Here is a 26,923-nt window from a genome sequence, read left to right on the forward strand (position 1 = left end):
CCAGCCGCACCTCCGCCACCTGCCGCTGGAGCTCGTCGGACTCCTGGCGCGACTTCCAGGTCTCCTGACGCAGGTCGGCGAGCTCCTGCTGGGCCTGGGCGATCTCGAGCATCACCTGGGCGAGCTGCTGCCGGCCGGAGGCCGCCTCCTGCTGCGTCGCGGCGAGGTGCTGCTGGGTGGTCGCGAGGTGCTGCTGCGTGGTGGCCGCGTACTCCTCGAACTGCCGGCGTGAGGTGGCGACGTGCTCGTCCGCCTTGCGGCGCTTCTCGGCGGCCTCGGTCTCGGCCCCGGACAGCAGAGCGGCAGCCTCCTCCTCGACGCGACGGCGCATGGTCAGCGCGTCCTGCTCCGCGGCCTGGCGGATCGCGTCGGCGCCCTGCTCGATCTCGTTCTTCCGGGCGGCGTACTCGGATTCCAGCGTCTCGCGGCGGGTCTCGAACTCGGACTCCAGCTCGGCGCGGCGGGTCTCGAAGCCCGACTCCAGCTCCTGCTGCCGGGCCTTGTGCTGCTGCTCCAGCTCGACGAACCGCGACTTGTACTGCTTTTCGAGGTCGTCGCGGCGCGCGGCGAACTCCTGCTCGGCGGTCTTGCGGCGCTGGGCCAGGTCACGGTCGGCGGCCTCGCGCCGGCTGTTGACCTCCTTCTCCACGCCCGCACGCCAGGCGCCCAGCTCCTGCTGCGTCTGGGCGCGGGCGTGCTGCACGTACGCCTCGGTCTCGCTGCGCATCCGCTGGACGTACGCCTCGGTCTCCGCGCGGTTGCGCTTGGCGGCCTCGGTGGCCTTCGTGGTGACCAGCTCGGCCTCCTGGCGCGCCTTGTTGCGGGTCGACCGGCCGGCCTCGGTGGCGTCGTCGATGATCTGCTTGGCCTCACGCTGCGCCTTGGCATGGGTGGCCCGGCCGGCCTCGGTGGCCTGGTCCACGAGGACCTTGGCGTCCTGCTGGGCCTTCGCGTGGACCTCCTTGGCGGCCTCGCGGAGCTGCGTCGCCTCCTGCTGCGCCTTGGCGTGCGCCTCCTTGGCCGCCTCGCGGAGCCGGGTCGCCTCCTGCTGGGCCCGGTTGTGGATCTCCTTCGCGGTGTCCCGTAGCTGGGTGGCCTCCTGCTGGGCCTTGGCCAGCGCCTCCTGGGCGGCCCGGCGAAGCCGTTCGGACTCCTCCTTGGCGGCCCTCACGGCGGCGTCCGCCTCGGCCTTGCGCGCCGTGGTGTGCCGCTCCTCCTCGGTACGGCGGGCGGCCAGCGCGATCTCGAAGTCCTTGAGGGCCCTCGCGGCCTGCTCCCGCGCCTCCTCGATGATGTGCTCGGCGGCGGCCCGGCGGGCCGCGATCTCCTCGTTGGCGGAGGCGAGAATGTCCTCGGCCTGCTCCTCGGCCATCGCCAGGATCTGTTCCACCCGGGGCCCGAGGTGGCGGAACGACGCGCGGTCGACGACGCCGACCTGTTTGCGCACCTGGGCCAGGTCGCGCTGGAGCACCTCGACCTGACCGGCCAGCTTGTGGATCTGCGTGTAGGCCTGTTCCCGTTCGGCGGCCAGGGTGGCGATCTCGTGCTCCGCGCGAGCGACGTACCGGTCGACCTGTCGTTTCGCGTACCCCTTCAGAGCGGACTCGAAGCTGGGCTCCGTGGTCACGTCCCCGCCGAGAGCGAACAGTTCCTCGCCGTGCGACATGCCCCCATCCTCACACGCATCCGGCCCTCCTGGGGCGATACGGACGGCCCGGATGGGACCTACTTCACTGTTGCGTACCGCGGGCATTTCACCTGCCGGGAAACGAGTACGGCGCGGGGTGCACCGGTTACCCGGTGTCACCCCGCGCCGTGGCGTTCATGCCCCGGCCGAGCCGGTCAGCTGGCGGTCTCCGCGGTCGCCCGCGCGTCGGCGTCGTCCTTCTTGACCTCGGTCTTGGCCGCGGCGGGGGCTGCCGGCACACCCGGCACGATGCCGGCCAGGCCGGACAGCATCTGGCCGAGCTGGGAGGTGACGGCGTCCTTCTGGCGGGTGAGGTCCTCGACCTCGCGGCGGGCCGCCTGGGTGGTCAGCTCGGCCTCGGTGCGCGCCTCTGTGAGCAGGCGCTTCGCCTCCGCCTTCGCCTCGTTGAGGGTCTTCTCCGACAGGGCCTTGGCCTTGTCCACCGTCTCGTTGGCGGTGCGCTCGGACTCGACCCGGCGGGCCTCGGCGCGCTGCTCGATCTCCTTGGCCCGCTCCTGCGCGGCCCGGGCCCGCTGCTCGGCCTCGCCGACCAGCTTCTGGGTCTGGGCGACCTGCGCGGCGTGCCGCTCCGACTCCTCGCGCTCGGCCTTCTCGCGACGCTCGGCGAGCTGCAGCTCCAGGGCCTGGAGGTCCTTGTCGCGCTTGTCCCGCGCGTCGGTGAGCAGCTTGGTGGCCTCGGCGCGCTTCTCCTCGGCCTCGCGGGCGGCCTTCGCCCGCTGCTGGGTGATCTCACGCTCGGCGGTGGCGCGCAGGGTGGCGACTTCCCGCTCGACAGTGGACTTCAGCTCGGCCACCTCGTGCGCGGTGACCGTACGCAGCTGCTTGGTCTCCCGGTCCGCGTCCGCGCGCAGGGTGTCGGCCTCGCGCCGGGCCTGGACCCGGACCTCGGCCGCCTCCCGCTCGGCGGCGGTGCGGAGGCTGCCCGCCTCCCGCTCGGCGGTGGCCTTCATGGCCGCCGCCTCGGCTCGCGCCTTGTCGGTGATCTCCCGCGCCTCCAGGCGCGCGGCGGACAGGATGCCCTCCGACTCGCGCTTGGCCTCGTTGCGGTGGTCGTTGGCCTGCTCCTCGGCGAGCCGGAGGATCTGCTCGACGCGGGTGCCGAGGCCCGAGAGGGTGGGCCGGCTGTTCTCCTCGAGCTGCTTGTTGGTGTCCGTGAGCTTCTGCTCCAGGGCACTCATCCGCTGCTCGGCCTGCCGGAGCCGGCGCTGGGCGTCGTTCATCCGCTGCTCGGCGTCGGCGCGGTCCTTGGTCGCCTGGGCGAGCGCGCCGTTGAGGCGACCGATGAAGTCATCGACCTGACCGACGTTGTATCCGCGCAGGCCAACGGTGAAATCGGGCTGCGAGTTCGCGTTATCGAAGAACGCAAGAGGGGAGGACTGCTGCTGGGGCATTGGAACATACTGGCAGACGCCCCAGGGTGCTCCGCAAGAGCGTCCCGGAGCTTTCCCGTCCTCTTTACATGGTCAACTGGGCGCCGTCCCGTGCACCGGACCAAACGGCGATCTTGGCAGGTCCCGGACGCCGGGGAGGCCACGCAGCGTGACACGGAAAAGGGCCGCGGGGAGTACCCGCGACCCTTTGTTCCGCCCTGGCCGTTATCACTGGAATGCGCGTCGCGCACCCCGAGTGGAAAGGCAATCGCCGTTCACCGCAATGGACATCGACGCATCAGCCGTCGGGTCAGTGTCCCCGGAACCGGTTGATCGCCGTCTCGTGCCGTGCGCGCAGCTCCGCGTCGCGTACCCCGAGCCCGTCGGTCGGGGCGAGGCAGCGGACGCCGACCTTGCCCTGGTGGGCGTTGCGGTGCACCTCGTACGCGGCCTGGCCGGTCTGCTCCAGCGCGTACGTCTTCGACACCGTCGGGTGGATCTTGCCGAGCGCCACCAGGCGGTTGGCCTCCCACGCCTCACGGTAGTTGGCGAAGTGGCTGCCGATGATCCGCTTGAGGTGCATCCAGAGGTAGCGGTTGTCGTACTGGTGCAGGTAGCCGCTGGTGGAGGCGCAGGTGACGATGGTGCCGCCCTTCTTGGCGACGTAGACGCTGGCGCCGAAGGTCTCCCGGCCCGGGTGCTCGAAGACGATGTCCGGGTCCTCGCCGCCGGTCAGCTGCCGGATCCGCTCGCCGAAGCGCCGCCACTCGTCCTGGTCCTGGGTCTGCTCGTCCTTCCAGAACCGGAAGCCCTCGGCGGTGCGGTCGATGACCAGCTCGGCGCCCATCTTCCGGCACAGCTCGGCCTTCTCCGGCGAGGAGACCACGCAGACCGGGATCGCGCCGCCGTTCAGGGCCATCTGGGTGGCGTAGCCGCCCAGGCCGCCGGAGGCGCCCCAGATGAGGACCACGTCGCCCTGCTTCATGTTGGCCCCGTGGTGCGAGACGAGCTGCCGGTACGCGGTGGAGTTCACCAGGCCGGGGCTCGCCGCCTCCTCCCAGCTCAGGTGGGCCGGCTTCGGCATCAGCTGGTTGGCCTTGACCACGCACAGCTCGGCGAGCCCGCCGAAGTTGGTCTCGAAGCCCCAGATCCGCTGCTGCGGGTCGAGCATCGTGTCGTCGTGCCCGGCGGCGTCCTCCAGTTCCACCGACAGGCAGTGCGCGACCACCTCGTCGCCGGCCTTCCACTTCGTCACCCCCGGGCCGGTCCGCAGCACGACGCCGGCCGCGTCCGAGCCGACCACGTGGTACGGCAGATCGTGCCGGCGGGTCAGCTCGGAGAGCCGGCCGTAGCGCTGGAGGAACTTGAAGGTGGACACCGGCTCGAAGATGCTGGTCCAGACGGTGTTGTAGTTGACGGCGCTGGCCATCACCGCGACGAGGGCCTCACCGGGAGCGAGCTCGGGGGTCGGCACCTCCTGCACGTGCAGCGCCTTGCGGGGGTCCTTGTCACGGGTGGCCATGCCGTCGAACATGCGCGTCTCCTCCGCGCGCACCACCACGCCGCGGTAGGACTCCGGTACCGGAAGCGAGGCGAGACCGGCCAGTTCCCGCTCCGGCCGGTCGGAGCCCTCCGCCGCCATGATCGCTTCAAGGATGTCCTGCACGTCGACCTCCCGTTCGTCCGCACCCGCGCGTCGCGGGCATGGCTCCTGCCATCGTCGGCGCCGGTGCGGCCGCTCACCATGTCGGCGTCCGACACATCGGGCACCGGCCGCGCTGCTGTGGGGCCGGACGTTACTGAACGGTAGCTAGGGCCGGAAGCCCTCTGTGAAAAACTGCATCGACCGATGCGTGAAGCTGACCGGCTGGACGGCGTACCGCGCAGGGGCGTGCTCGACGGCCGGTTGCGAAGGGCCCCTGCTCCACCGGAGGCGGTGAAGCCGGGGGCCCTTCCCCGCACCTAGTGGTCGGCGGCCGGCTCGACCAGTTCGACGAGGACGCCGCCGGCGTCCTTCGGGTGTACGAAGTTGATCCGGGAGTTCGCCGTGCCGCGCTTCGGGGTCTCGTAGAGCAGCCGGACGCCGCGCTCGCGCAGCGCCGCGCAGGCCGCGTCGATGTCGACCACGGTGTACGCCACCTGCTGCACGCCCGGGCCGTTGCGGTCCAGGAACTTGGCGATCGTCGACTCGGGCGTGAGCGGGGCCAGCAACTGGACGCAGCCGCCCTCGGTGGTCGGGCCGACGGCCAGCATCGCCTCGCGTACGCCCTGCTCGGTGTTGGTCTCCTCGTGGACGCAGCGCATGCCGAACGTCCGCTGGTAGAAGTCGATCGCGGCGTCGAGGTCGGCGACGGCGACCCCGACGTGGTCGATGCGCCGCAGCCCGATGTCTGTGACGTAGTCCGCAGCGGGCTCGACGGGGGAGTTCTCAGCCATGGCGCTAGTCTGACCGAACAATCGTTAAGGCGTACAGGTCGCACCCCCCCTCGGAGGCAGGCATGGCTTCGGTGATCGTCAGCGGCGCGCGGACCCCGATGGGGCGGCTGCTGGGCAACCTCAAGGACCTCCCCGCGACCAAGCTCGGTGGCGTGGCGATCAAGGCGGCGCTGGAGCGCGCCGGGATCGCCCCCGACCAGGTGCAGTACGTGATCATGGGTCAGGTTCTCCAGGCCGGCGCGGGGCAGATCCCGGCCCGCCAGGCGGCCGTCGAGGCGGGCGTCCCGATGTCCGTGCCGGCGCTGACCATCAACAAGGTCTGCCTCTCCGGGCTGGACGCGATCGCCCTGGCGGACCAGCTCATCCGCGCCGGCGAGTTCGACATCGTCGTCGCCGGCGGCATGGAGTCGATGACCAACGCCCCGCACCTGCTGATGGGCCAGCGCTCCGGCTACAAGTACGGCGACGTCGTGGTCAAGGACCACATGGCGCTGGACGGCCTCTCCGACGCCTGGGACTGCTGCTCGATGGGCGAGTCGACCGAGCGCCACGGCACCACCAAGGGCATCAGCCGCGAGGAGCAGGACGCCTTCGCCGCGGCCAGCCACCAGCGCGCCGCCGCCGCCCAGAAGAACGGCCACTTCGCCGACGAGATCACCCCGGTGATCATCCCGCAGCGCAAGGGTGACCCGCTGGTGATCAGCGAGGACGAGGGCATCCGGCCGGACACCACCGCCGAGTCGCTCGGAAAGCTGCGTCCGGCGTTCGCCAAGGACGGCACGATCACCGCCGGCAGCTCCTCGCCGATCTCCGACGGCGCCGCCGCCGTGGTGGTCATGAGCAAGGCGAAGGCCCGGGAGCTGGGGCTGACCTGGCTGGCGGAGATCGGCGCGCACGGCAACGTCGCCGGCCCGGACAACTCGCTGCACTCGCAGCCGTCCAACGCCATCCAGCACGCGCTGAAGAAGGGCGGGCTGAGCGTCTCCGACCTCGACCTGATCGAGATCAACGAGGCGTTCGCCCAGGTCGGCATCCAGTCCACCCGTGACCTCGGCGTCAGCCTCGACAAGGTGAACGTCAACGGCGGCGCGATCGCGCTGGGCCACCCCATCGGCATGTCCGGCGCGCGACTGGTGCTGACCCTGGCGCTGGAGCTGAAGCGGCGCGGCGGCGGCACCGGCGCGGCGGCCCTCTGCGGCGGCGGTGGCCAGGGCGACGCGCTGATCATCCACGTGCCGGCGGGCGGCGAGAGCTGACCGTGAGCGACGCAGTCGAGAGCGTGCCGGCTGCGGCTGCCACCATTCCGGTGCGCCGCAGCCGGGACGTACCCCTGCTGGTCGAGCGGGCCCGCGCGGGTGACCCCCGCGCGGTGGCCCGGCTGATCACCCTGGTGGAGTCCGGCGACGAGACGCTGCCGCGGATCGCCGCGGCGCTCGCGCCGTACGCCGGTCAGGCCCAGGTGGTCGGTCTGACCGGCTCGCCCGGCGTGGGCAAGTCGACCACCACCAACGAGCTGGTCCGGGCGCTACGGGCGCGCGGGCACCGGGTGGGCGTGCTGGCGATCGACCCGTCCAGCCCGTTCACCGGTGGGGCGATCCTCGGCGACCGGGTGCGGATGCAGGACCACGCGACGGATCCCGGCGTCTACATCCGCTCGATGTCCAGTCGGGGCCACCTCGGCGGGCTCTCCGCCGCGACGCCCCAGGCGGTCCGGGTGCTGGAGGGCGCCGGCTGCGACGTGGTGCTGGTGGAGACCGTCGGTGTGGGGCAGGCCGAGGTCGAGGTGGCCTCGCTGGCCGACACCACGCTGGTGCTGCTCGCGCCCGGGATGGGCGACGCGATCCAGGCGGTGAAGGCCGGCATCCTGGAGATCGCCGACGTCTTCGTGGTCAACAAGGCCGACCGGGACGGCGCCGACGCCACCGTGCGCGACATCCAGGGCATGATCGCCCTGGGTGAGCGCGGCCCCGGGCAGTGGCGGCCGCAGGTCGTGCGCGCGATCGCCGCGCGGGGCGAGGGCATCGACGACATCGCCGCCGCCATCGACAAGCACCGCGGCTGGCTGGTCGAGCACGGCGAGCTGCGCCGCCGGCAGGAGGCGCGGGCCGCCGCGGAGGTCGAGGCGATCGCGCTGGGCGCGCTCCGCGCCCGGATCGGTTCGCTCCGCGACGGTACGGAGCTGCCGGCGCTCGCCGCGAAGGTGGCCGAGGGCTCCCTCGACCCGTACGCCGCCGCCGACGAGCTGCTGTCCCAGATCGCGTCCTGACCGCACCGACCCGTCCACTGCGGACCCTCTCCGGCTAGTACGCTCGCCTCGCCCACGGACCCGTGGGGCGCGACGACGGTGTGGGGAGACATGGGCGACGAGGTGACGCGGGAGCTGTCGGTGACACCGGACGCGGTGGCGGGCGGGACCACCCAGGTCTCCGACGAGGTGGTCGAGAAGATCGCGGTGGCCGCCGCAAGGTCGGTGCCCGGAGTCGCCGAGCTGGGCGGTGACGTCGCCCGGTTCTTCAACGCCGTGCTGGACCGGGTCGGCCTGGACCAGGTCGGCGACGCCCGGCGCGGCTGCTCGGCGAACGTCACCAACGGTGCGGCGGTGGTCGACCTGGTGCTGGTGATCGAGGCCGGTCACCCGGTGCCGCAGGTGACCGACGGGGTGCGGGCCGCGGTGACGGCGGCGGTCGAGTCGTACGGGCTGCGGGTCGCCGAGATCAACATCCGGGTGGACGACGTGGCGCTGGGCGATCCGCCGCTGCCGTCGGTCTGAGGCTGCCCGCGGCGGCCGGTCCGGGCCGCCCGGGTCCACCGGCCGGTCCGCGCGAACGGGCGCCGCTCAGCCCAGCGAGGCCCGGATCTGCGGCGGCACCTGGAGCAGGTCCAGGCTGTTGCGCCACAGCGTCTCGAGCTGGGCCGGGTCGTTGAGCAACTTGGCCAGCAGCGCGCGCCCCTCGATCTGGGCGACCATCGACCGCGCGGCTTCGTGGGCGTCGACCGCCGGGCCGGCCTGGCCCTGGTCCTTCGCCTCGACCACCACCCGCTCGATGAGGTCGATCTGGGCCTCGAAGATCTCCTGTAGCCGGCCACGGATCTCCTCGGCCTGGTTGCTCAGCTCCAGCGCGAGGTTGCCGAACAGGCAGCCGACGACCAGCCCGCCCTTGCGCTGCCCGGCACGCTGCACCTCCTCGGTGGCCTCGAACAGGTCCCGCAGGCGCCGCAGCGGGTCGCGGTCGCTGCTGAGCAGCTCGACCCACCTCCGCCGCTGGCTCGCCCAGTGGTCGTCGATCACGGTGAGCGCGAGAGCCTGCTTGGAGTCGAAGAAGTAGTAGAAGCTGCCCTTCGGCACGCCCGCCGTGGTGCAGATCTCCGCCACGCCCAGCGCGGAATAGCCGCGCTGCTCCAGCAGCATCGCGGCCGCGCCGAGGATCTTGTTCCGCGCGTCACTCGTCCGTCCCATGGCTTTGAAGATACATGACCGGTCGGCTAGCTTTTTGTCGACCAGTCGTCTACTGGCCATCCCGGGTCGGCGCCAACAAGAGCTCCGGCCAGTCAGGAAGAGGAATCATGAGCAGTCAGGGACAGAAGGTCGCAGTGATCACCGGTGCCTCTCAGGGCATCGGCGCCGGCCTCGTGGACGCGTACCGCAAGCTCGGGTACGGGGTCGTGGCGACCTCGCGCTCGATCGGCGCCGCCAACGATCCGGAGATCGTCACCGTCCAGGGCGACATCGCCGACGCCGACACCGCGGAGCGGGTGGTCGGCGCTGCCCTTGAGCGCTTCGGCCGCATCGACACGGTGGTCAACAACGCGGGCGTCTTCCTCGCCAAGCCGTTCACCGACTACACCGACGAGGACTACGCCCTGGCTACCGGGGTCAACCTCAGCGGCTTCTTCCAGCTCACCCGGCGCGCCCTGCCGCACCTGCTGGCCACCGGCGCAGGACACATCGTCACCATCACGACCGCCCTCGTGGACCAGCCCAACTCCAAGGTCCCGTCCGTGCTCGCGTCGCTGACCAAGGGCGGCCTCAACTCCGCAACCAAGTCCCTGGCCATCGAGTACGCGAGCCGGGGCGTGCGGGTCAACGTCGTCGCGCCGGGCGTCATCAAGACCCCGATGCACCCGGTCGAGGCCCACGAGACCCTCGCCGGCCTGCACCCGGTCGGTCGGATGGGTGAGACCAGCGACATCGTCGACGCCGTCGTCTACCTCGAGTCCGCGCCCTTCGTCACCGGCGAGATCCTGCACGTCGACGGCGGCCAGAACGCCGGTCACTGACCCCTCCGCAAGCCGTAGAAGGAGCACGACGATGCCGATCGTCACCATCCAGATCACCCGCGAGGGCAGCACGCCCGGTGCCTCCGCGGCGACCGCCGAGGAGAAGGCGGCCCTCATCAAGGGGGTGAGCCAACTGCTGCTCGATGTCCTGAACAAGCCGCTGTCCTCCACCTTCGTGGTGATCGACGAGGTCGACACCGAGAACTGGGGACGGGGCGGCCTGCCGGTGGAGGAGTTCCGGCGACTGCAGGGCCCGGGTTCGTCCCAGTAGCCGATCGAGGCGCGTACCGGTCGGTGACGTTACCGACCGGTACGAACATCCTTAGCGATCGTTCAGGTCAGGGCTCTACACTCGGGGTGCAGTCGAGGACTCGAGGAGGAGCCCCGCGGATGAACGCCGACGAGATCGCCGCCGGACGGGCGCGCTGGCAGGCCCGCTACGACGCCGCACGCAAGCGGGACGCCGACTTCACCACCCTGTCCGGGATGAGCGTCGACCCGGTCTACGGCCCGCCCGAGGGGACGGCCTACCCGGGCTTCGAGCGAATCGGGTGGCCGGGCGAGTACCCGTACACCCGGGGCCTGCACCCGACCGGGTACCGCGGGCGGACCTGGACGATCCGGCAGTTCGCCGGCTTCGGCAACGCCCGGCAGACCAACGAGCGCTACAAGATGATCCTCGGCGCTGGTGGTGGCGGACTCTCGGTCGCGTTCGACATGCCGACCCTGATGGGCCGCGACTCCGACGACCCGCAGGCGCTCGGCGAGGTCGGCCACTGCGGCGTCGCCATCGACACCGCCACCGACATGGAGGCGCTCTTCGACGGCATCGACCTGGCCGGCGTCACCACCTCGATGACCATCTCCGGCCCGGCCGTGCCGGTCTTCTGCATGTACCTGGTCGCCGCCGAACGGCAGGGCGCCGATCTGTCCAAGCTGGACGGCACGCTGCAGACCGACATCTTCAAGGAGTACATCGCGCAGAAGGAGTGGCTCTTCGACCCGGAGCCGCACCTGCGCCTCATCGGCGACCTGATGGAGTACTGCGCCCGGGAGATCCCGCGCTACAAGCCGCTCTCCGTCTCCGGCTACCACATCCGGGAGGCCGGCTCGACCGCCGCGCAGGAGTTGGCGTACACCCTGGCCGACGGCTTCGGGTACGTCGAGCTGGGGCTCTCGCGCGGGCTGGACGTCAACGTGTTCGCCCCGGGCCTGAGCTTCTTCTTCGACTCGCACGTCGACTTCTTCGAGGAGATCGCGAAGTTCCGCGCGGCCCGCCGGATCTGGGCCCGCTGGCTGCGCGACGTCTACGGCGCCACCAGCGAGAAGGCCCTCTGGCTGCGGTTCCACACGCAGACCGCCGGTGTCTCGCTGACCGCCCAGCAGCCGGTCAACAACGTGGTGCGGACGGCGGTGGAGGCCCTCGCGGCGGTGCTCGGCGGGACGAACTCGCTGCACACCAACGCCCTGGACGAGACTCTGGCCCTGCCCACCGACGAGTCCGCCGAGATCGCCCTGCGTACGCAGCAGGTGCTGATGGAGGAGACCGGCGTGGTCAACGTGGCCGACCCGCTGGGCGGCTCCTGGTACGTCGAGGCGCTGACCGACAAGATCGAGGCCGAGGCGGAGGAGATCTTCGCCCGGATCCGCCAGCTCGGCGGCGAGGGCCCGCACCAGATCGGCCCGATGACCTCCGGCATCCTGCGCGGCATCGAGGACGGTTGGTTCACCGGCCACATCGCCGAGTCGGCCTTCGTCTACCAGCAGGCGCTGGAGAAGGGCGACAAGAAGATCGTCGGTGTCAACTGCCACACCGGCACGGTCGCCAAGGACCTCGAGATCCTGCGCATCTCGCACGAGGTCGAGCTGGAGCAGCGCCGGGTGCTCGCCGAGCGCAAGACCGCCCGCGACGAGGCGGCGGTCCAGGCCGCCGTCGCGCGGATGGTCGAGGTGAGCCGCACCGACGGCAACATGATCCCGGCGATGCTGGACGCGGTCCGCGCCGAGGCCACCCTCGGCGAGATCTGCGACGCCCTCCGCACCGAATGGGGCATCTACCGCGAGCCCGCCCGCTTCTAACCCCCCCCGGGCCCTCACCCACCCCGCCCCCGCGATCTTGCATTTTCTGCCCCGGCGAATGCCGCATTCCGTGCGTGTCGGCGACCCGAAGTGCATGATCGCGGGAGTGGTGGGGTGGGGCGCGGGCAGGGTGGGTGAGCAGGGGTGAGAACCGCAACTGTCGCCGTCGCGGTTGATCGGAGATCCGCGCGGCGCGTGCGAGACTAGATAACCATGAGCGACCCACGGATCACCTCGTCGATCTTCACCCGCGGCGCGGTCGACCTCAGCGCGCTGCGCACCCCCGCACCGGCCCCCTCCCGCCCCGCCACCCCCGCGCAGCCGGGCCCGTCCGCCGACTCGTCGGCCGGTTTCCCGGGTGCTGCCGGCGGCGGCGTCACCGCCATCGACGTGACCGAGGCGACCCTCCAGTCCGAGGTGCTCGAACGGTCTCTGGAAAAGCCCGTCCTGGTCTTCTTCGGTGCCGCGGGCTATCCGGAGAGCGACCAGTTCGCGCCGTTGCTGGAGCAGTTGGCGGTCGAGGGGGACGGTGCCTGGGTCCTGGCCCGGGTCGACGTTCAGCAGCAACCGCGGATCGCCCAGATGTTCCGGGTGCAGGGCATCCCGATGGTCTACGCCGTCGTCGGCGGCCAGCCGATCGACGCCTTCTCCGGGGTCGTCCCCGAGGCCCAGCTGCGGCAGTGGATCTCCGCGGTGCTCAAGGCCGGCGGTGTGTCCGTCGCCGAGGCGGTCGACCCGCGCCTCGACGAGGCCGACGACGCCCTGATGAGCGGCGACCTGGACGAGGCCGAGCGCGCGTACCGGAAGATCCTGGCCGAGACCCCCGGGGACGCCGCGGCGGAGGCGGGCCTCGCCCAGGTCGGGCTGGCCCGTCGGGTCGCCGGAGCCGACCCCCGGGCCGCGCTCGCCGCCGCGGAGGCCGCCCCCGACGACGTCGAGGCGCAGCTCCTGGCCGCCGACATCGAGGTGCTCAGCGGGATGGCCGAGCAGGCCTACCAGCGTCTGGTCGGCCTGGTCCGCCGCACCTTCGGTGACGACCGGGAGACGGTACGCCAGCACCTGGTCGGCCTCTTCACCGTCGCCGGCCCGGACGACCCGGCCGTGGCCTCGGCGCGGCGGGCCCTGGCCAGCGCCCTGTTCTGAGCATCTGACACGCCAGCGCGGGCCGGCGTTCCGGCCGGCCCGCTCGACCTTCGAGGACGGGAGCCCATGATGCGCCGGATCGCCGTCCTCGACGCGCCCAGCAACCTCGGCCTGCGGCCACCCACCGTCACGTCGGTACCCGGCTGCGTCAAGGCACCCGGCGCGCTGCGCGACCACGACCTGCTCGCCCGGCTGCGGGCCCGGGACGCCGGCTGCCTCACCCCGCCCCGGTACGACCCGGGGGACTGGCGGCCCGGGGACGGGGTCTGCCACGCCCCGGAGATCGCGGGCTACTCGGTGGCGCTCGCCGAGCGGATCGGCGCGATCATCGACCGGGGGGAGTTCCCCCTGGTGCTCGGCGGAGACTGCTCGATCCTGCTGGGTTCCGCCCTGGCCATGCACCGGCTCGGCGAGGCGGTCGGCGGCCGGATCGGGCTCGTCTTCGTCGACGGCCACTCCGACTTCCGGCACCCGGGCAACGCCTCGTACGTGGGCGCGGCCGCGGGAGAAGACCTCGCCCTGGTCACCGGGCGGGGACAGGCCGACCTGGCGGCCATCGAGGGACGCCGACCGTACTTCCGGGACATCGACGTGGTGGTGCTCGGCATCCGGGCGCAGGACGAGTACCGCCTGGACCTCCAGGCCGCCGGCATCACCACCCGGCCGGTGCCGGCGCTGCGCGCCGAGGGTGCGGCGCGGACCGCGCAGTGGGCCCACGAGCAGCTGGCCGACTGCGCGGGCTACTGGGTGCACGTCGACGTGGACGTGCTGGACCCGGCGGTCATGCCGGCCGTCGACGCGCCCGACCCCGGTGGGATCGCGTTCGCCGAGTTGGAGATCCTGCTCGCCGGCCTGGTCGACACCCCGCACTGCCTCGGCGTCGAGCTGACCGTGTTCGACCCCGACTACGACGCGGACGGGTCGTACGCGGCCGAGATCGTCAACACGGTGGTGGCCGGTCTGCGGCCGGTCTCCGCCCCCGAGGCGGTGCCGCCCCGGCTGCTGCCCGGCCCGCCGCCCGCCCCACGCCGGGGCGACGTCCGGCCGGCCGCCCTGGACGCCGACGGTCGCCGGAGTGAGGGCCGCTCCTCCGCCGTCGAGACCCCGCGCGAGGTGCCCGACGACGCCCCGGTCGCCCTGGAACCGGTCGGGCCGCCCGCCGCGGCCGGCCCCGGGCTGCTGCGCCGGTCCCCGTCGCCCGGCCCGGACGCGGAAATGGTCGGGCCGGAGGACGACAGCTCCCACTCCGCCGCCGGCATCGCCTGACTCCGTCCGTCGGCCTGCCCGTCCGGCCGCCGCTGTCGTCGCTGCTGCTCTGCCGCTGCTGCGCCGCTGCCGCAAGATCGCGCTCGATCCGGGATGTGGTGGCTTCCCAGGCGCGACATGACCACTACATCCATGTTGTTGCGTGATCTTGCTGGTCGACCGGCCGCCCCGCCGGCCCGGGCGGTGCGGCCTCACGCACGCGGGGCCGTGCGGGCCGGCGCCGGGTCAGCGGGGCAGGGCGCGCAGGAAGCGCTCGACGATCGGTACCGCGGTGTCGGTGCTGGCGCCGCCCTTCTCGACGAAGACGGCGAACGCCACGTCGCCCTGCCAGCCGACGAACCACGCGTGGGTGTTCTTCGGGTTGTTGTCGTACTCGGCCGTGCCGGTCTTGCCGTGCACCGGATCGCCGGGCACGTCGGCCAGGGCGGTGGCCGTGCCGGCGGTGACCACCTCGCGCATCATCGCGCGCAGCGCGGTGACGGACTCGGCCTTCAGCTCCGGCCCGTCGGCGGCCGGCTTGGCGGGGGCCGGGTCGAGCACCAGCTTCGGCTGCACGAAGCGCCCGCGGGCGACCGCCGCGGTGGCACCCGCCATCGCCACCGGGCTGACCACGGTGGTGCCCTGACCGATCGCGGCGGCGGCCTGCTCGGTGCCGCCGCCGTTCGCGGAGACCTTGCCGGTGAACGCGTCCAGGCCGACGTCCCACTGGCCTTCCAGGCCCAGCGCCCGGCCGGTGACGGCGAGCCCGTCGGCGCCCAGTTGGGGCGCCAGTGCCGCGAAGGCGGTGTTGCAGGACTTGGCGAAGTCGGTGCGGAACGGCACCCGGCCGAGCGCGAAGTCGTCGGAGTTCTTGAAGGACCGGCCCTCCACCGGGAAGAGCTTCGGGCAGTCCACCGGCGCGTCGGGAGTGACCGTGCCCCTGTCCAGCAGGCCGAGCGCGCTGACCATCTTGAACGTCGAGCCGGGCGGCACCTGGGCGGTGAAGGCGAGGTTCTCCCCGGCCGGTCCGGGGCCGTTCGCCGCGGCGAGCACGGCACCGTCGCTGACGCGTACGGCCACCAGGGCGGAGCGCCGCTTCTCGGGACGCAGTGCCGTGTCGGCCGCGTTCTGGACGGCCACGTCGAGCGTGGTCTTCACCGGCTGGCCCGGCTGGGGCTCCCGGCGGAACACCTCGTCGCCGGTGGGGACCAGCTTTCCGTCCTCGCCGGGGCGCTGGACGATCACGGTCAGCCCCGGTACGCCCCGCAGCCGCTCGTCGTGGCGACCCTGGAGACCGCCGTGGCCGACCAGGTCGCCGGCCACGTACCGGTCGGGGAACTTCGCCAGGTCGTCGGCCTGGGCCGGGTCGACGCTGCCGAGCACCGCACGCGCGAACTCACGGGTGGGTGCCAGGTCGAGGGTGTCGTCGCGGAACTTCGTGCCGGCAAGGTCGTAGATGCGCGGTTTGATCTGCAGGTACGCGTCCCTCCGGAGGGTCACCACCTCGACGAACGCGCCCGGCTCGGCCTCGGCGACGCGCTTGGGCAGGTCGGACAGGTCGACCGCCGGGACGAGTGCCGGGCGGATCGCCCGGAAGGCGGTGTCCAGTTGCCGGCTCAGCCGCCGGACGTCGGTGACCTCGTTCGGTTGTACCCCGACCCGGACCACCGGCCGGGGCGCCACGACGGGTTGACCGGCGGCGTCGAGCACGGCCGCGCGCTTGCCGGTGTCCCGGCGCAGGCCGAGTCGGTCACCCCGGGTGAGCTGCTCCTGCACCACCGCTGGCTCCCAGATGACCTGCCACCGGTCGTCGCGGCCCCGGGTGAGGCGCACCGGCCGCTCGTACGCCCACCGGGTGTCGCCCGGCAGCGTCCACTCCACGGCGACGGTGGCGGTGGCCGTGCCCTTCGTGACCGTCGGGTCGCCCATCCGGCGCAGCGCGGGCGGGGTGGTGGCCAACTCGCCGGACAGCTCCCGGATCTCGCGTGCGACGTCCGCCGCCGGCACCTTCGCGCCGGTCGGGTCGACGAACCCGACCTTCTGGAGGTCGCCGGAGCGCCAGCCGGTCAGGAAGGCGTCGACCGTGTCCTTCGGTCCGTCGTCGGACGAGCAACCGGTGAGTGCGCCGGCGGCGAGAGCGGTCGCGGTGAGCAGCGCCAGCGCCGGGTGGAGCCGGCGCCGGCCGGGGTACGACAGATGCATGGAGCGGTCCCTCCGAGATCGGACTTCCTGCACCGTAGTACCCGGCCGCCCGAGGCGGTGCCCCGCGTGTGCGACCTGGGGCGACGGGGCAAGACGCAGGGCGAGCCGGGGTGATGAACAACACCATGCGGGGTACTCCTGGACCGGCCAACCTCGTACCCACAACGGGTGAAAGGACAGAGTCCGGATCCGGACGTCCGCACTGTGGTCCGCCGACGAAGGGGCACATCGGCAGGGCCTAGGCTGGCGGCAGAGTGACCCACAACGCGGTGGGTCGAGGGGAGTGGCACCGATGGACCGGCGTCCGGCTATCAAACCGGGACCCGACCTCCGGCAGGTTGACACCGGCCGGGACGACAGCTTCGATTCGGCAACCGATGGAGACGGTTACGACCGTCTCGACACAGGAGTGACCGGGATGACCGGTTCGAGTATCGACACCATCTACGACCTGGGTCTGCCAGCAGAGGCGCTGGCCGACGACGTGGAGGATTCGGAACTCGACGAACCGGTACCCAACGCAGAGCGCCTGGTGGCCCAGGCGGTCGCGCTCGCCGGCGACGACCACGACGTGGCGACCCTGGTCGGCCGCTTCTGGCGATTCGCGCCGGACGAGGAGCTGATCGGCTTCACCGCCGAGGAGATGCTCGACGCGGCCCGTGCACACCGGGACCTTGCCCAGCAGCGGGTACCGGGCGAGCTGAAGCTGCGCATCCACGAACCTGATGCCGACCAGCACCACACGGTCATCGAGATCGTCACCGACGACATGCCCTTCCTGGTCGACTCGGTGACCGCCCTGCTCAACTCGCACCACCTCGACGTGCACCTTTTGGTGCACCCGCTGGTCGTGGTGCGGCGGGAGCCGCTGGGTCGGCTGGTCGAGGTGGCCGCGGACGTGGAGCCGGACGACGCGATCGCCGGTGACCTGGTCGAGAGCTGGATGCGGGTCGAGATCGACCCGGTCCGGGACCCGGCGGAGCGGGACCGGCTGCGGCGGGAGCTCCAGCGGGTGCTCACCGACGTCCGGGAGGCGGTCGAGGACTGGCCGAAGATGCGCCAGCGCGCGCTCGCCCTCGCCGACGAGCTGGCCACCGCCCGGACCAGCGACAACCGCCCGCCGGTTCCGGAGAAGGACATCACCGACTCGGTCGAGCTGCTGCGCTGGCTCGCCCACGACCACTTCACCTTCCTCGGCTACCGGGAGTACAAGCTGGTCGACGCGCCCGCCGAGGACGGCGAGGGCGGCGGCAAGGCCCTGGAGGCGGTGCTCGGGACCGGGCTCGGCATCCTGCGTTCGGACTCCACGGACGCCCGTGCCCTGTCGACGATGACGTCGGAGGCGCACGAGAAGGTCACCGAGAAGCGCCTGCTGATCATCACCAAGGCGAACTCGCGGGCCACGGTGCACCGCTCGGCGTACCTTGACTACATCGGCTTCAAGATCTTCAACGAGGCCGGCGAGGTGGTCGGCGAGCGGCGCTTCCTGGGCCTGTTCTCCACCGCCGCGTACCGGACCAGCGTGCAGGAGCTGCCGGTCGTCCGGCGGAAGGTCGCCGAGGTGCTGGACCGCTCCGGCCTGAGCCTGCGCAGCCATTCCGGCAAGGACCTGCTCCAGATCCTGGAGACGTACCCGCGCGACGAGCTGTTCCAGATCAAGACCGAGGACCTCTACCACGCGGTGATCGGCGTGCTGCGCATGGCCGGCCGCCGCCAGCTGCGGGTCTTCCTGCGCCGGGACGCGTACGGGCGGTTCATCTCGTGCCTCATCTACCTGCCCCGGGACCGGTTCACCACCCAGAACCGGCTCCGTATGCAGGACATCCTGCTCCGTGAGCTGAACGGGGTCGGGGTCGACTACACCACCCGGGTCACCGAGTCGATGCTCGCCCGGGTGCACTTCATCGTCCGGACCGACCCGACCAGGCCGCCGGGCGACATCGACGCGGACCTGCTCGCCGAGGAGCTGGCCGACGCCACCCGGCTCTGGGACGACGACTACCGGCTGGTGCTGGAGCGCAAGCTCGGCGACGAGCAGGCCAAGCACCTGTTCAGCCGGTACGCCGACGCGTTCCCGGAGGGGTACAAGGACGGGCACACCCCGTACGAGGCGATGAAGGACCTGGCCAAGCTCGAGCTGCTGGAGGAGGCCGGTCAGCTGGAGATGCACCTGTTCCGCAAGCAGCTCGCGCCGCGCTCCGGTCGGACCCTCGACATTGACGAGTCGATGGACGTGCGGTTCAAGGTCTACCGCTACGGGGAGCCGATGATGCTCTCCGCCGTGCTGCCGGTGCTGCACTCGCTCGGCGTCCGGGTGGTCGACGAGCACCCGTACGAGGTGGACCGCGTCGACGGCCGGATCTACCTGTACGACTTCGGCCTGCGCCTGCCCGAGGGGCACCAGGAGCTGGCCGAGGTGCGCCCGCACGTGGAGAACGCCTTCGCGGCGGCGTGGCGGAGCGAGGCCGAGGTGGACGGCTTCAACGAACTGGTGCTCCGCGGTGGCCTCACCTGGCGGCAGGTCGTCGTCCTGCGGGCGTACGCGAAGTACCTGCGGCAGGCCGGCACGGTCTTCTCCCAGGAGTACATGGAGGCGACGTTCATCGCGTACCCGCGGATCGCGGCGCTGCTGGTGGACCTCTTCGAGGTGCGGTTCGCGCCCGGCGAGATCGACGCCGAGGAGCGGCAGCGGCGCAGCGCCGACCTGGTGACCGAGATCCGGGCCGCGCTCGACGACGTGGCGAGCCTGGACCAGGACCGGATCCTGCGGTCGTACCTGACGCTGATGCAGGCCACCCTGCGGACGAGCTTCTACCAGAAGCGCGCCGACGGGCGACCCAAGTCGTACGTCGCGTTCAAGCTGGACCCGCAGGCGATCCCCGACCTGCCGGCACCCCGGCCGAAGTTCGAGGTCTTCGTGTACTCGCCCCGGTTCGAGGGCGTGCACCTGCGGTTCGGGCCGGTGGCCCGGGGCGGGTTGCGCTGGTCCGACCGGCGGGAGGACTTCCGCACCGAGGTGCTCGGCCTGGTCAAGGCGCAGATGGTGAAGAACGCCGTGATCGTGCCGGTCGGCGCCAAGGGCGGCTTCGTGCTCAAGCAGAAGCCGGGCGACCGGGACGAGGCGGTCGCCTGTTACAAGGAGTTCGTCTCGGCGCTGCTCGACGTCACGGACAACATCGTCAGCGGCGAGATCGTGCCGCCGGAGGACGTGGTCCGGCACGACGGCGACGACCCGTACATGGTGGTCGCGGCGGACAAGGGCACCGCGACCTTCTCCGACATCGCCAACGAGATCTCCATCGCGCACAACTTCTGGCTCGGTGACGCGTTCGCCTCGGGCGGTTCGGCCGGCTACGACCACAAGAAGATGGGCATCACCGCCCGCGGGGCCTGGGAGTCGGTCAAGCGGCACTTCCGGGAGCTGGGCCACGACACCCAGAGCCAGGACTTCACGGTGACCGGTGTCGGTGACATGTCCGGTGACGTGTTCGGCAACGGCATGCTGCTGTCGGAGCACATCCGGCTGGTGGCCGCGTTCGACCACCGGCACATCTTCCTCGACCCGGACCCGGACGCCGCCACCTCGTACGCGGAGCGGAAGCGGCTGTTCGACCTGCCCCGGTCGTCCTGGGAGGACTACAACGCGGAGCTGATCTCGGCCGGTGGCGGGGTGTACCCGCGTACCGCCAAGTCGGTGCCGATCACGCCGGAGGTCCGCGCGGTGCTCGGCCTCGACGACGACGTCACCCAGCTCTCGCCGCAGGAGCTGATGAAGGCGATCCTGACCGCGCCGGTCGACCTGTTCTGGAACGGCGGCATCGGCACCTACGTGAAGGCGTCCAGCCAGACCAACGCGGAGGTGGGCGACAAGTCCAACGACGCGATCCGGGTCAACGGCAAGGACCTGCGGTGCCGGGTGGTCGGCGAGGGCGGCAACCTGGGCTGCACGCAGCTCGGCCGCATCGAGTACGCCCTGACCGGCGGCCGGATCTACACCGACTTCATCGACAACGCCGCCGGGGTGGACTGCTCCGACCACGAGGTCAACATCAAGATCCTGCTGAACACGGCGGTCGCCGACGGTGAGCTGACCGTCCCCGAACGGGACGAGCTGCTCGCGCAGATGACCGACGAGGTCGCCGACCTGGTGCTGCGGGACAACTACGACCAGGCACGGGCGGTCAACAACGCTCAGGCGCAGGCCGCCTCGCTGCTACCGGTGCACCGGCGGATGATCACCGACCTGGAGCGCTCCGGCGCGCTGGACCGGGCGCTGGAGGCGCTGCCGCCGGACGAGGAACTGGCGGTCCGGACCGAGTCCGGACTGACCGCGCCGGAGTTCGCGGTGCTGCTCGCGTACGTCAAGATCGTCCTGGAGCGGGACATCCTCGCCGAGGGGCTGGCCGACGAGGAGTGGACCAACGACGTCCTGGTGAACTACTTCCCGACCCCGATGCGGGAGCGGTTCGCCGACCGGATGTCGCGGCACCGCCTGCGCCGGGAGATCGTGACGACGGTCCTGGTCAACGAGGCCATCAACCGGGGCGGCATCTCGTTCGTCTTCCGGGTGGTGGAGGAGACGGCCGCCTCGGCCGCGGACGTGATCCGCGCGTACGTGGTGGTCCGCGAGGTGTTCGGGCTGCACGAGTTGTGGGACGCGGTGGAGGACCTGGACAACAAGGTCGCCCCCGAGCTCCAGACCAACGCCTACCTGGACACCCGTCGGCTGCTCGACCGGGCCGTGCGGTGGCTGGTGACCAACCGTCGTTCGCCGATCGACGTGCCGGCGGAGATCCGGCGGCTGCGGGACGGTGTGGCCCAGCTCCTGCCGGGGCTGGAGACGCTGTTCTACGGCAGCGAGCGGGAGGCCATCGCGGCGCACATGGAGTCGATGGCGGCCAAGGGCCTGCCGCGGGAGCTGGCCGTGCACGCGGTCCGGCTGATGTACAGCTTCGGCCTGCTCGACGTGGTGGAGACCGCCACCAGCAGCGGCCGGAACGTCAGCGAGGTGGCCTCGGTCTATTTCGTGCTCTCCGACCGGTTCCGGGTCGACTCCCTGCTGTCGAAGATCTCCCTGCTGCCGCGCGAGGACCGCTGGCAGACACTGGCCCGGATGGCGCTGCGCTACGACCTGTACGCCGCGCTGGCCGCGCTCACCGCCGAGGTGCTCGACTCCACTCCGGACAGCCTGCCGCCGCACGAGCGGGTGCAGCAGTGGGAGCAGTCGAACGCCACCTCGATCCACCGCGCCCACCGGGCGATGGGGGAGTTCGACGAGTCGCGGGCGGACCTCGCCGCCCTGTCCGTGCTGCTGCGGCAGATCCGTACCCTGGTGCGGACCTCCGCGGCCGCCTGACCGCACGTGTGACGCGGCCCGGCCGGTCGGATCCTCCGACCGGCCGGGCCGCTCCGCGTCGTCCCTTGGGCGCTCCGGCCTCACTCCGCCAGGGTGGCGAAGACGACCACGTTGTCCGGGTAGCTGCCGGCGGCGGAGTCGAAGACCCCGCCGCAGGTGACGACCCGCAGCCCGGGACGCTCGTTCGGGCCGTAGACCAGCTCGGTGGGGAAGGCGTCCTTCGGGTACGACTTCACCGCGTCGATGGTGAAGGTGACCTGCCGGCCGTCGGCGCGGGTGACGGTGACGGCGTCACCCGGCTGCGTCGCGCCGAGTGAGAAGAAGACCGCCGGGCCCAACTTGGCGGAGTCGACGTGGCCGACGATCACCGCGTTGCCGACCTCGCCCGGGCTGACGCCCTTCGAGTACCAGCCGGCGAGCTGCGCCTGGTCCAGCGGGGGAACCTCGACGGTGCCGTCCGGGTTCGTGCCGAGTGACATGACCGAGGCGTCCACCCCGATCCTGGGGATGGTGATCTTCGTGGGGACGGACGGGGGGAGGCCGGTCCGGGCCGGCGCGGGGTCGGCGGCGGTGTCCGGGTCCGTGTCGGTGACCGCCGGTCCGGTCACGTCCGGTCCGGCCTGGGCGAGCGGTTGCGGAGGTCGGGGAGCGGGCGCGGTCTTCAGGGAGGCACCGACCAGGCCGGCGCCCACCATCGCGAGCAGGACGACGACGGCCGCGCCGGCGGCGCGCCACGGTTTCCCGTGACGGCCGCCGGCCCGTGTCGTCGCCAACTCAGACGAAGGACTCATCGGTCCGACGCCGGCGCATCAGCACGATGCCGCCCAGGGCGGCCGCGCCGATCAGGCTCGCCCCGCCGGCGGCCAGGCCCCGGTCGGTGCCGGCGCCGACGCCGCCGTCACCACCGTCGACCCCACCGTTCGGCAGCACGACCAGCTCGCCCTCGCCGCACGAGCCCTTGAGCTTGTAGCGGCCCGGCTCGGCGTCCTCGGAGACCGTGGCCTCGCCGTAGTAGACGTAGTCCCGCTTGTGCTCCCAGCGGTCCTTGTCCTTGCCGTAGCCCTCGGACTCCTCGTCCGACCCGTACTCCTCGCGGCCCTTCCAGTCGCGGCTCTCGCCGCCCCGGTCCGAGCCGTACTCGTCGTGGCCCTTGCTGTCGCGGCTCTCGCCGCCCTCGCGGTCGTACTCGTGGCCCTTGTCGTCGCGGCCCCCGCGGTCGTACTCGTGGCCCTTGTCGTCGCGGCCCCCGCGGTCGTACTCCTCGTGGCCGTTCCAGTCGCGACCCTCGCCGCCCTCGCGGTCGTAGTCGTGGCCCTTGTCGCGGCCCTCGGCGTCCTGACCGTGCTCGTAGCCGTTGTAGTCGCGCGACCCCTCGGCCCCGGCGGCGTCGGCGCCCCCGCCCTGGCCGTTCGCCGGCGGCTGACCGGCCGGCGGCTGCGCGGGCGGCGTGCCCGGCTTGGTGGTGGCGGTGCCGGTCGGCTGCGGCTTCGGCTTGTCCTTGCCGTCGTGGCCCTTGTCGTCCCGGCCCTTGTCCTTGTCCTTGTGGTCGTCGCGGCCCTTCCACTCGTCCTTGCCGTGATCGCGGTCGCCGCGGTCGCCGCCGCGCTCCTCCCGGTCGTGGGCTGGCTTGAGCTTGACCTTGCCGGTGACCTTCGACCAGACGTACGCGTGCTCCTGCGGCTCCTCGCAGATTTCCAGGAGCTTGACCTCGTCGCCGGCCTTGACCACGTGCGGCTTGGCGTAGACCTTGCCCTCTTCGTCGTGGTGGTGACCGTCCGCGAACGCGATCCCCGGCGTGAACACGAGCAGGGAAGCGCCACCGAGGGCAGCGCCCGCAACGACCTTCCCGAGCATCTTGTTTGCCATGACCTGCGTCACTCCATCCCTGTTGTCCTGAGCTCGGCGACAACCGAGCTACGACCGACGTTAGACCGTTTCACGACTTATGAAGGGAAAGATTCGCGTTTTGACCTGTCTTGGAGATAAGCGGCTTAGAGGTGCTACACCCCCTTTCACGGCATGTCTCGTCCGCTCGTGTCGCCCCGCACCCTTGCCGCCGTCGCGCGCCGGAGCGGTCCGGTCGGGCATTATCGGCACGACATCGAGGCATTGCCATGGAAGCGCTCCCATGCAAGAATCGGCGCACGCGGTTGCAGGAGCCACACCGCGCAGGGCAGGGAAGTCGAGGGCACCGGTCACACCGGACGACCTCCCACCGACGACCGGCGCCTCCGCGAGCCGGTCGGCACCACCCACCACCACCGCCCGTCCGGGTCGGGCAACCGGAAGACATTCCCGTCGGCGCCGGCGGTCGTCCGCACAGGACGCCCATCGGGCCGTTCCGCCGGGCCGTACCCGCGCCCGGACTCGCCCAAGGAGATCAGTGGCATGAATGTGTGGAGAAGGCTGTCCGGCCCCCGCCGGGCCCTCGCGTTGACCGGCGCGGGCGCCCTGGTCGCGGGCGGACTGGTGACCCTCCCGGTCACCGTCGCGCACGCGGCGACACAGTGCGACGTGTCGTACACGACCAACGACTGGCCGGGCGGGTTCACCGCCACCGTGAACATCAAGAACATCGGCGACGCCCTGAACGGGTGGACGCTGGGCTTCACCTTCCCCGACGCCAACCAGCGGGTGCAGCAGGGCTGGTCGGCCCGCTGGTCGCAGTCCGGGCGGACCGTCACCGCGCAGAACGAGTCCTACAACGGGTCGGTCGCCAGTGGCGCGACCGTCAGTATCGGGTTCAACGGCGCCTGGAGCGGCAGCAACCCGAAGCCGACCTCGTTCACCCTGAACGGGGTGACCTGCAACGGTGGCACCACGCCGACGACCCCACCGCCCACCACACCGCCGCCGACGACCCCGCCGCCCACCACGCCTCCGCCGACGACCCCACCGCCCACCACGCCTCCGCCGACCAACGGCCCGAAGGCCGACAACCCCTACGTGGGCGCCAAGGGTTACGTGAACCCGGAGTGGAAGGCCAAGGCCGAGTCGGTCGCCGGCGGCAGCCGGGTGTCCAACAACCCGACCGCCGTGTGGCTGGACCGGATCGCCGCCATCAACGGCACCCCGGACAGCAGCTCCAACGGTGCGTTCGGCGTACGCGACCACCTGAACGAGGCGCTGAAGCAGGGTGCCGGTTACATCCAGTTCGTGATCTACAACCTGCCCGGCCGGGACTGCGCCGCGCTCGCCTCCAACGGTGAGCTGGGCCCGGACGAGCTGCCCCGGTACAAGGCCGAGTACATCGACCCGATTGCGGCCATCCAGGCCGACCCGAAGTACGCGAGCCTGCGGATCATCAACATCATCGAGATCGACTCACTGCCGAACCTGGTGACCAACACCTCCGGCAACCCGGGTGGCACGGCCATGTGCGACACGGTCAAGGCCAACGGCGCGTACGTCAACGGCGTCGGCTACGCCCTGGCGAAGCTGGGCGCGATCGGCAACGTCTACAACTACATCGACGCCGCGCACCACGGCTGGATCGGCTGGGACAGCAACTTCAGCCCGACCGCGCAGATCCTGAAGGACGCCGCGGTCGCCTCCGGTAGCACGGTCAACAACGTGCACGGCTTCATCGTCAACACGGCCAACTACTCGGCTCTGAAGGAGCCGTACATCAAGATCACCGACACGGTGAACGGTCAGACGGTCCGCCAGTCCAAGTGGATCGACTGGAACTTCTACGTCGACGAGCTGTCGTTCGCCCAGGCCTTCCGCAACGAGCTGGTCTCCAAGGGCTTCAACAGCAACATCGGCATGCTGATCGACACCTCCCGCAACGGCTGGGGCGGCACCGCCCGGCCCACCGGCCCGGGTGCGACGACCAGCGTGGACACGTACGTCAACGGTGGTCGGGTCGACCGCCGGATCCACGCCGGCAACTGGTGCAACCAGGCCGGGGCCGGCCTGGGCGAGCGCCCGAAGGCCGCGCCGGAGCCGGGCATCGACGCGTATGTCTGGGTGAAGCCCCCGGGTGAGTCGGACGGCTCCAGCACCGCCATCCCGAACAACGAGGGCAAGGGCTTCGACCGGATGTGCGACCCGACGTACACCGGCAACGCCCGCAACGGCAACAGCATGACCGGTGCCCTGCCGAACGCGCCGATCTCCGGCGCGTGGTTCCCGGCCCAGTTCGCCCAGCTGATGCAGAACGCCTATCCGGCGCTCTGAGAGCCGGCACGCCCACCCGCCGTTGGCAGTAGGTGAGGCGCTTCCAGCGGCAGGTTCCCCGGCCCCTGGTCCGACCGCTCCGGTGGTCGGGCCAGGGGCCCCCTGCCGATCAGGGCACGGTGCGCTCGATGGCTGCCTGACCCATCTCGGCCAGGTCGCGGCGGGCGCGCTCCAGGTTCTCCGGCGTCATGTCCTGGCCCCGGGCCTTCACCAGGTCCTCCGCCTCCCAGGGCTGCTCCGCCCCGGTACGGATGTTGTCCCCGCCGGCTCCGGTGCCGGTGCCGGTCGCGCCGGTACCGGCGGCGTACGGGTCACCGAGGATGTCCTCGGTCGGCGCGTCCCGGTCCGGTCGGCCGCCGGGCTCGGTGAACGACGGGTTGTCCCGGTCGGCGCCGCCCCCGGTCATCAGCTGGGGTACGCCCGTGTCGTCCTCCACCGCCGCGGCCACCTCGGGGCTCTCCTCCAGCGGTCGGTTCCGGTCACGATCCGTCATGGCGCCGCCCTCCTGTCCGCACGCGGGTTCGCTTCCTTCTCACGTACCCCCTGCGGACACCGCCATGCGCCGCCCACCGGAACATGACGGTGCCCCGGCGGGCACGCCGCCGGGGCACCCGTGCGTACGGCTCAGCGGCCGAGGACGCGGTCCAGGAAGTCGCGGTACTGGCGTACCGCCATCCGCAGCTGCTCGGTGTCGGCCGAGCCGGCGTCCTGCCACGTGCCCAGCTTGGACTTCTGCGCGGACAGGGCCGAGGCGAGGGCCTGGATGGCCTCGTCGACCAGCGACTGGGCCTCACCGGCCGCCGCCCGCGGGTCGTCCACGAACCGCAGCTGGACGTCCCGCCACCGGTCCCGGAAGCCCTGGGCGGTCTGCGGGTCGAACAGCGTCGCCGGCTCGGCCGCGACGGCGGAACCGGCGGGCCGGGC

19 protein-coding genes and 1 pseudogene are annotated in these 26,923 nt (G+C 71.6%); 10 read left to right on the forward strand and 10 right to left on the reverse strand.

Features of this window, described 5'->3' with window-relative positions:
* The 4 genes from AB0I76_RS03105 to mce form a co-directional block, all read right to left on the reverse strand.
* On the reverse strand, positions 1–1,666 hold a 1,666-nt coding region (locus tag AB0I76_RS03105; protein WP_357029162.1), incomplete at its 3' end, for a hypothetical protein.
* Positions 1,667–1,842: 176 nt separating this feature from the next.
* Positions 1,843–3,099 carry a cell division protein DivIVA gene (locus AB0I76_RS03110; protein ID WP_357029165.1) on the reverse strand — a complete coding sequence of 419 codons (1,257 nt, stop codon included), beginning with the start codon at positions 3,097–3,099 and terminating at the stop codon, positions 1,843–1,845.
* 289 nt (positions 3,100–3,388) lie between these two features.
* The gene (gene ccrA, locus AB0I76_RS03115; protein ID WP_357029168.1) at positions 3,389–4,744 is read right to left on the reverse strand and encodes a crotonyl-CoA carboxylase/reductase; all 1,356 of its coding nucleotides are present in this window, start codon (positions 4,742–4,744) and stop codon (positions 3,389–3,391) included.
* Positions 4,745–5,040: 296 nt separating this feature from the next.
* Positions 5,041–5,514 (reverse strand): methylmalonyl-CoA epimerase, encoded by a 474-nt coding sequence (gene mce, locus AB0I76_RS03120; protein WP_357029171.1) that lies wholly within the window; start codon positions 5,512–5,514, stop codon positions 5,041–5,043.
* Positions 5,515–5,576: 62 nt separating this feature from the next.
* Between mce and AB0I76_RS03125 the strand changes: the two genes are divergently transcribed.
* The 3 genes from AB0I76_RS03125 to AB0I76_RS03135 all read left to right on the forward strand — a co-directional run bounded on the left by AB0I76_RS03125 (position 5,577) and on the right by AB0I76_RS03135 (position 8,284).
* Positions 5,577–6,770 carry an acetyl-CoA C-acetyltransferase gene (locus tag AB0I76_RS03125; protein WP_357029174.1) on the forward strand — a complete coding sequence of 398 codons (1,194 nt, stop codon included), beginning with the start codon at positions 5,577–5,579 and terminating at the stop codon, positions 6,768–6,770.
* Between the two features lie 2 nt (positions 6,771–6,772).
* Positions 6,773–7,780 carry a methylmalonyl Co-A mutase-associated GTPase MeaB gene (gene meaB, locus AB0I76_RS03130; RefSeq protein WP_357029177.1) on the forward strand — a complete coding sequence of 336 codons (1,008 nt, stop codon included), beginning with the start codon at positions 6,773–6,775 and terminating at the stop codon, positions 7,778–7,780.
* A gap of 90 nt (positions 7,781–7,870) precedes the next feature.
* Positions 7,871–8,284, forward strand: coding sequence for an Asp23/Gls24 family envelope stress response protein (locus tag AB0I76_RS03135; RefSeq protein ID WP_357029180.1), 414 nt, complete (start codon positions 7,871–7,873; stop codon positions 8,282–8,284).
* Positions 8,285–8,350: 66 nt separating this feature from the next.
* Here the strand turns inward: AB0I76_RS03135 and AB0I76_RS03140 are convergent, their stop codons facing one another.
* Entirely contained in the window at positions 8,351–8,971 is a 621-nt protein-coding gene (locus AB0I76_RS03140) for a TetR family transcriptional regulator (RefSeq protein WP_357029183.1), read from the reverse strand.
* 107 nt (positions 8,972–9,078) lie between these two features.
* On the opposite strand from AB0I76_RS03140, the gene AB0I76_RS03145 reads away from it, so the two are divergent.
* From AB0I76_RS03145 to AB0I76_RS03165, 5 genes are all read left to right on the forward strand, one after another.
* Positions 9,079–9,792, forward strand: coding sequence for an SDR family oxidoreductase (locus AB0I76_RS03145; protein ID WP_357029186.1), 714 nt, complete (start codon positions 9,079–9,081; stop codon positions 9,790–9,792).
* 31 nt (positions 9,793–9,823) lie between these two features.
* Positions 9,824–10,063, forward strand: coding sequence for a 4-oxalocrotonate tautomerase family protein (locus AB0I76_RS03150; RefSeq protein ID WP_357029189.1), 240 nt, complete (start codon positions 9,824–9,826; stop codon positions 10,061–10,063).
* A 119-nt stretch (positions 10,064–10,182) separates the two neighbouring features.
* A complete protein-coding gene (locus tag AB0I76_RS03155; protein ID WP_357029192.1) occupies positions 10,183–11,871 on the forward strand; it encodes a methylmalonyl-CoA mutase family protein in 1,689 nt (562 codons plus the stop codon).
* A 213-nt stretch (positions 11,872–12,084) separates the two neighbouring features.
* Positions 12,085–13,014: a tetratricopeptide repeat protein gene (locus AB0I76_RS03160; RefSeq protein WP_357029195.1), complete on the forward strand. Its 930-nt coding sequence runs from the start codon at positions 12,085–12,087 to the stop codon at positions 13,012–13,014.
* A 66-nt stretch (positions 13,015–13,080) separates the two neighbouring features.
* Positions 13,081–14,280 carry an arginase family protein gene (locus AB0I76_RS03165; RefSeq protein ID WP_357029198.1) on the forward strand — a complete coding sequence of 400 codons (1,200 nt, stop codon included), beginning with the start codon at positions 13,081–13,083 and terminating at the stop codon, positions 14,278–14,280.
* A gap of 225 nt (positions 14,281–14,505) precedes the next feature.
* Here AB0I76_RS03165 and AB0I76_RS03170 read toward each other — a convergent pair whose 3' ends face one another.
* Entirely contained in the window at positions 14,506–16,461 is a 1,956-nt protein-coding gene (locus AB0I76_RS03170) for a penicillin-binding transpeptidase domain-containing protein (RefSeq protein WP_357029201.1), read from the reverse strand.
* A gap of 292 nt (positions 16,462–16,753) precedes the next feature.
* On the opposite strand from AB0I76_RS03170, the gene AB0I76_RS03175 reads away from it, so the two are divergent.
* Positions 16,754–21,817: an NAD-glutamate dehydrogenase gene (locus AB0I76_RS03175; protein WP_357029204.1), complete on the forward strand. Its 5,064-nt coding sequence runs from the start codon at positions 16,754–16,756 to the stop codon at positions 21,815–21,817.
* A gap of 80 nt (positions 21,818–21,897) precedes the next feature.
* Here AB0I76_RS03175 and AB0I76_RS03180 read toward each other — a convergent pair whose 3' ends face one another.
* Both AB0I76_RS03180 and AB0I76_RS03185 read right to left on the reverse strand, forming a co-directional pair.
* A complete protein-coding gene (locus AB0I76_RS03180; RefSeq protein ID WP_357029216.1) occupies positions 21,898–22,590 on the reverse strand; it encodes a class F sortase in 693 nt (230 codons plus the stop codon).
* A gap of 1 nt (position 22,591) precedes the next feature.
* The gene (locus AB0I76_RS03185) at positions 22,592–23,683 is read right to left on the reverse strand and encodes a hypothetical protein (protein ID WP_357029207.1); all 1,092 of its coding nucleotides are present in this window, start codon (positions 23,681–23,683) and stop codon (positions 22,592–22,594) included.
* Between the two features lie 522 nt (positions 23,684–24,205).
* Between AB0I76_RS03185 and AB0I76_RS03190 the strand changes: the two genes are divergently transcribed.
* Positions 24,206–25,999 (forward strand): glycoside hydrolase family 6 protein, encoded by a 1,794-nt coding sequence (locus AB0I76_RS03190; protein WP_357029210.1) that lies wholly within the window; start codon positions 24,206–24,208, stop codon positions 25,997–25,999.
* A gap of 109 nt (positions 26,000–26,108) precedes the next feature.
* On the opposite strand, the gene AB0I76_RS03195 is transcribed toward AB0I76_RS03190, so the two are convergent.
* Both AB0I76_RS03195 and AB0I76_RS03200 read right to left on the reverse strand, forming a co-directional pair.
* Positions 26,109–26,492 (reverse strand): hypothetical protein, encoded by a 384-nt coding sequence (locus tag AB0I76_RS03195; protein ID WP_357029213.1) that lies wholly within the window; start codon positions 26,490–26,492, stop codon positions 26,109–26,111.
* 131 nt (positions 26,493–26,623) lie between these two features.
* Positions 26,624–26,923 (reverse strand): annotated as a pseudogene (locus AB0I76_RS03200) (hypothetical protein); the annotation flags it as partial.

This window comes from Micromonospora sp. NPDC049799, assembly GCF_040656655.1.
Lineage (GTDB): Bacteria > Actinomycetota > Actinomycetes > Mycobacteriales > Micromonosporaceae > Micromonospora.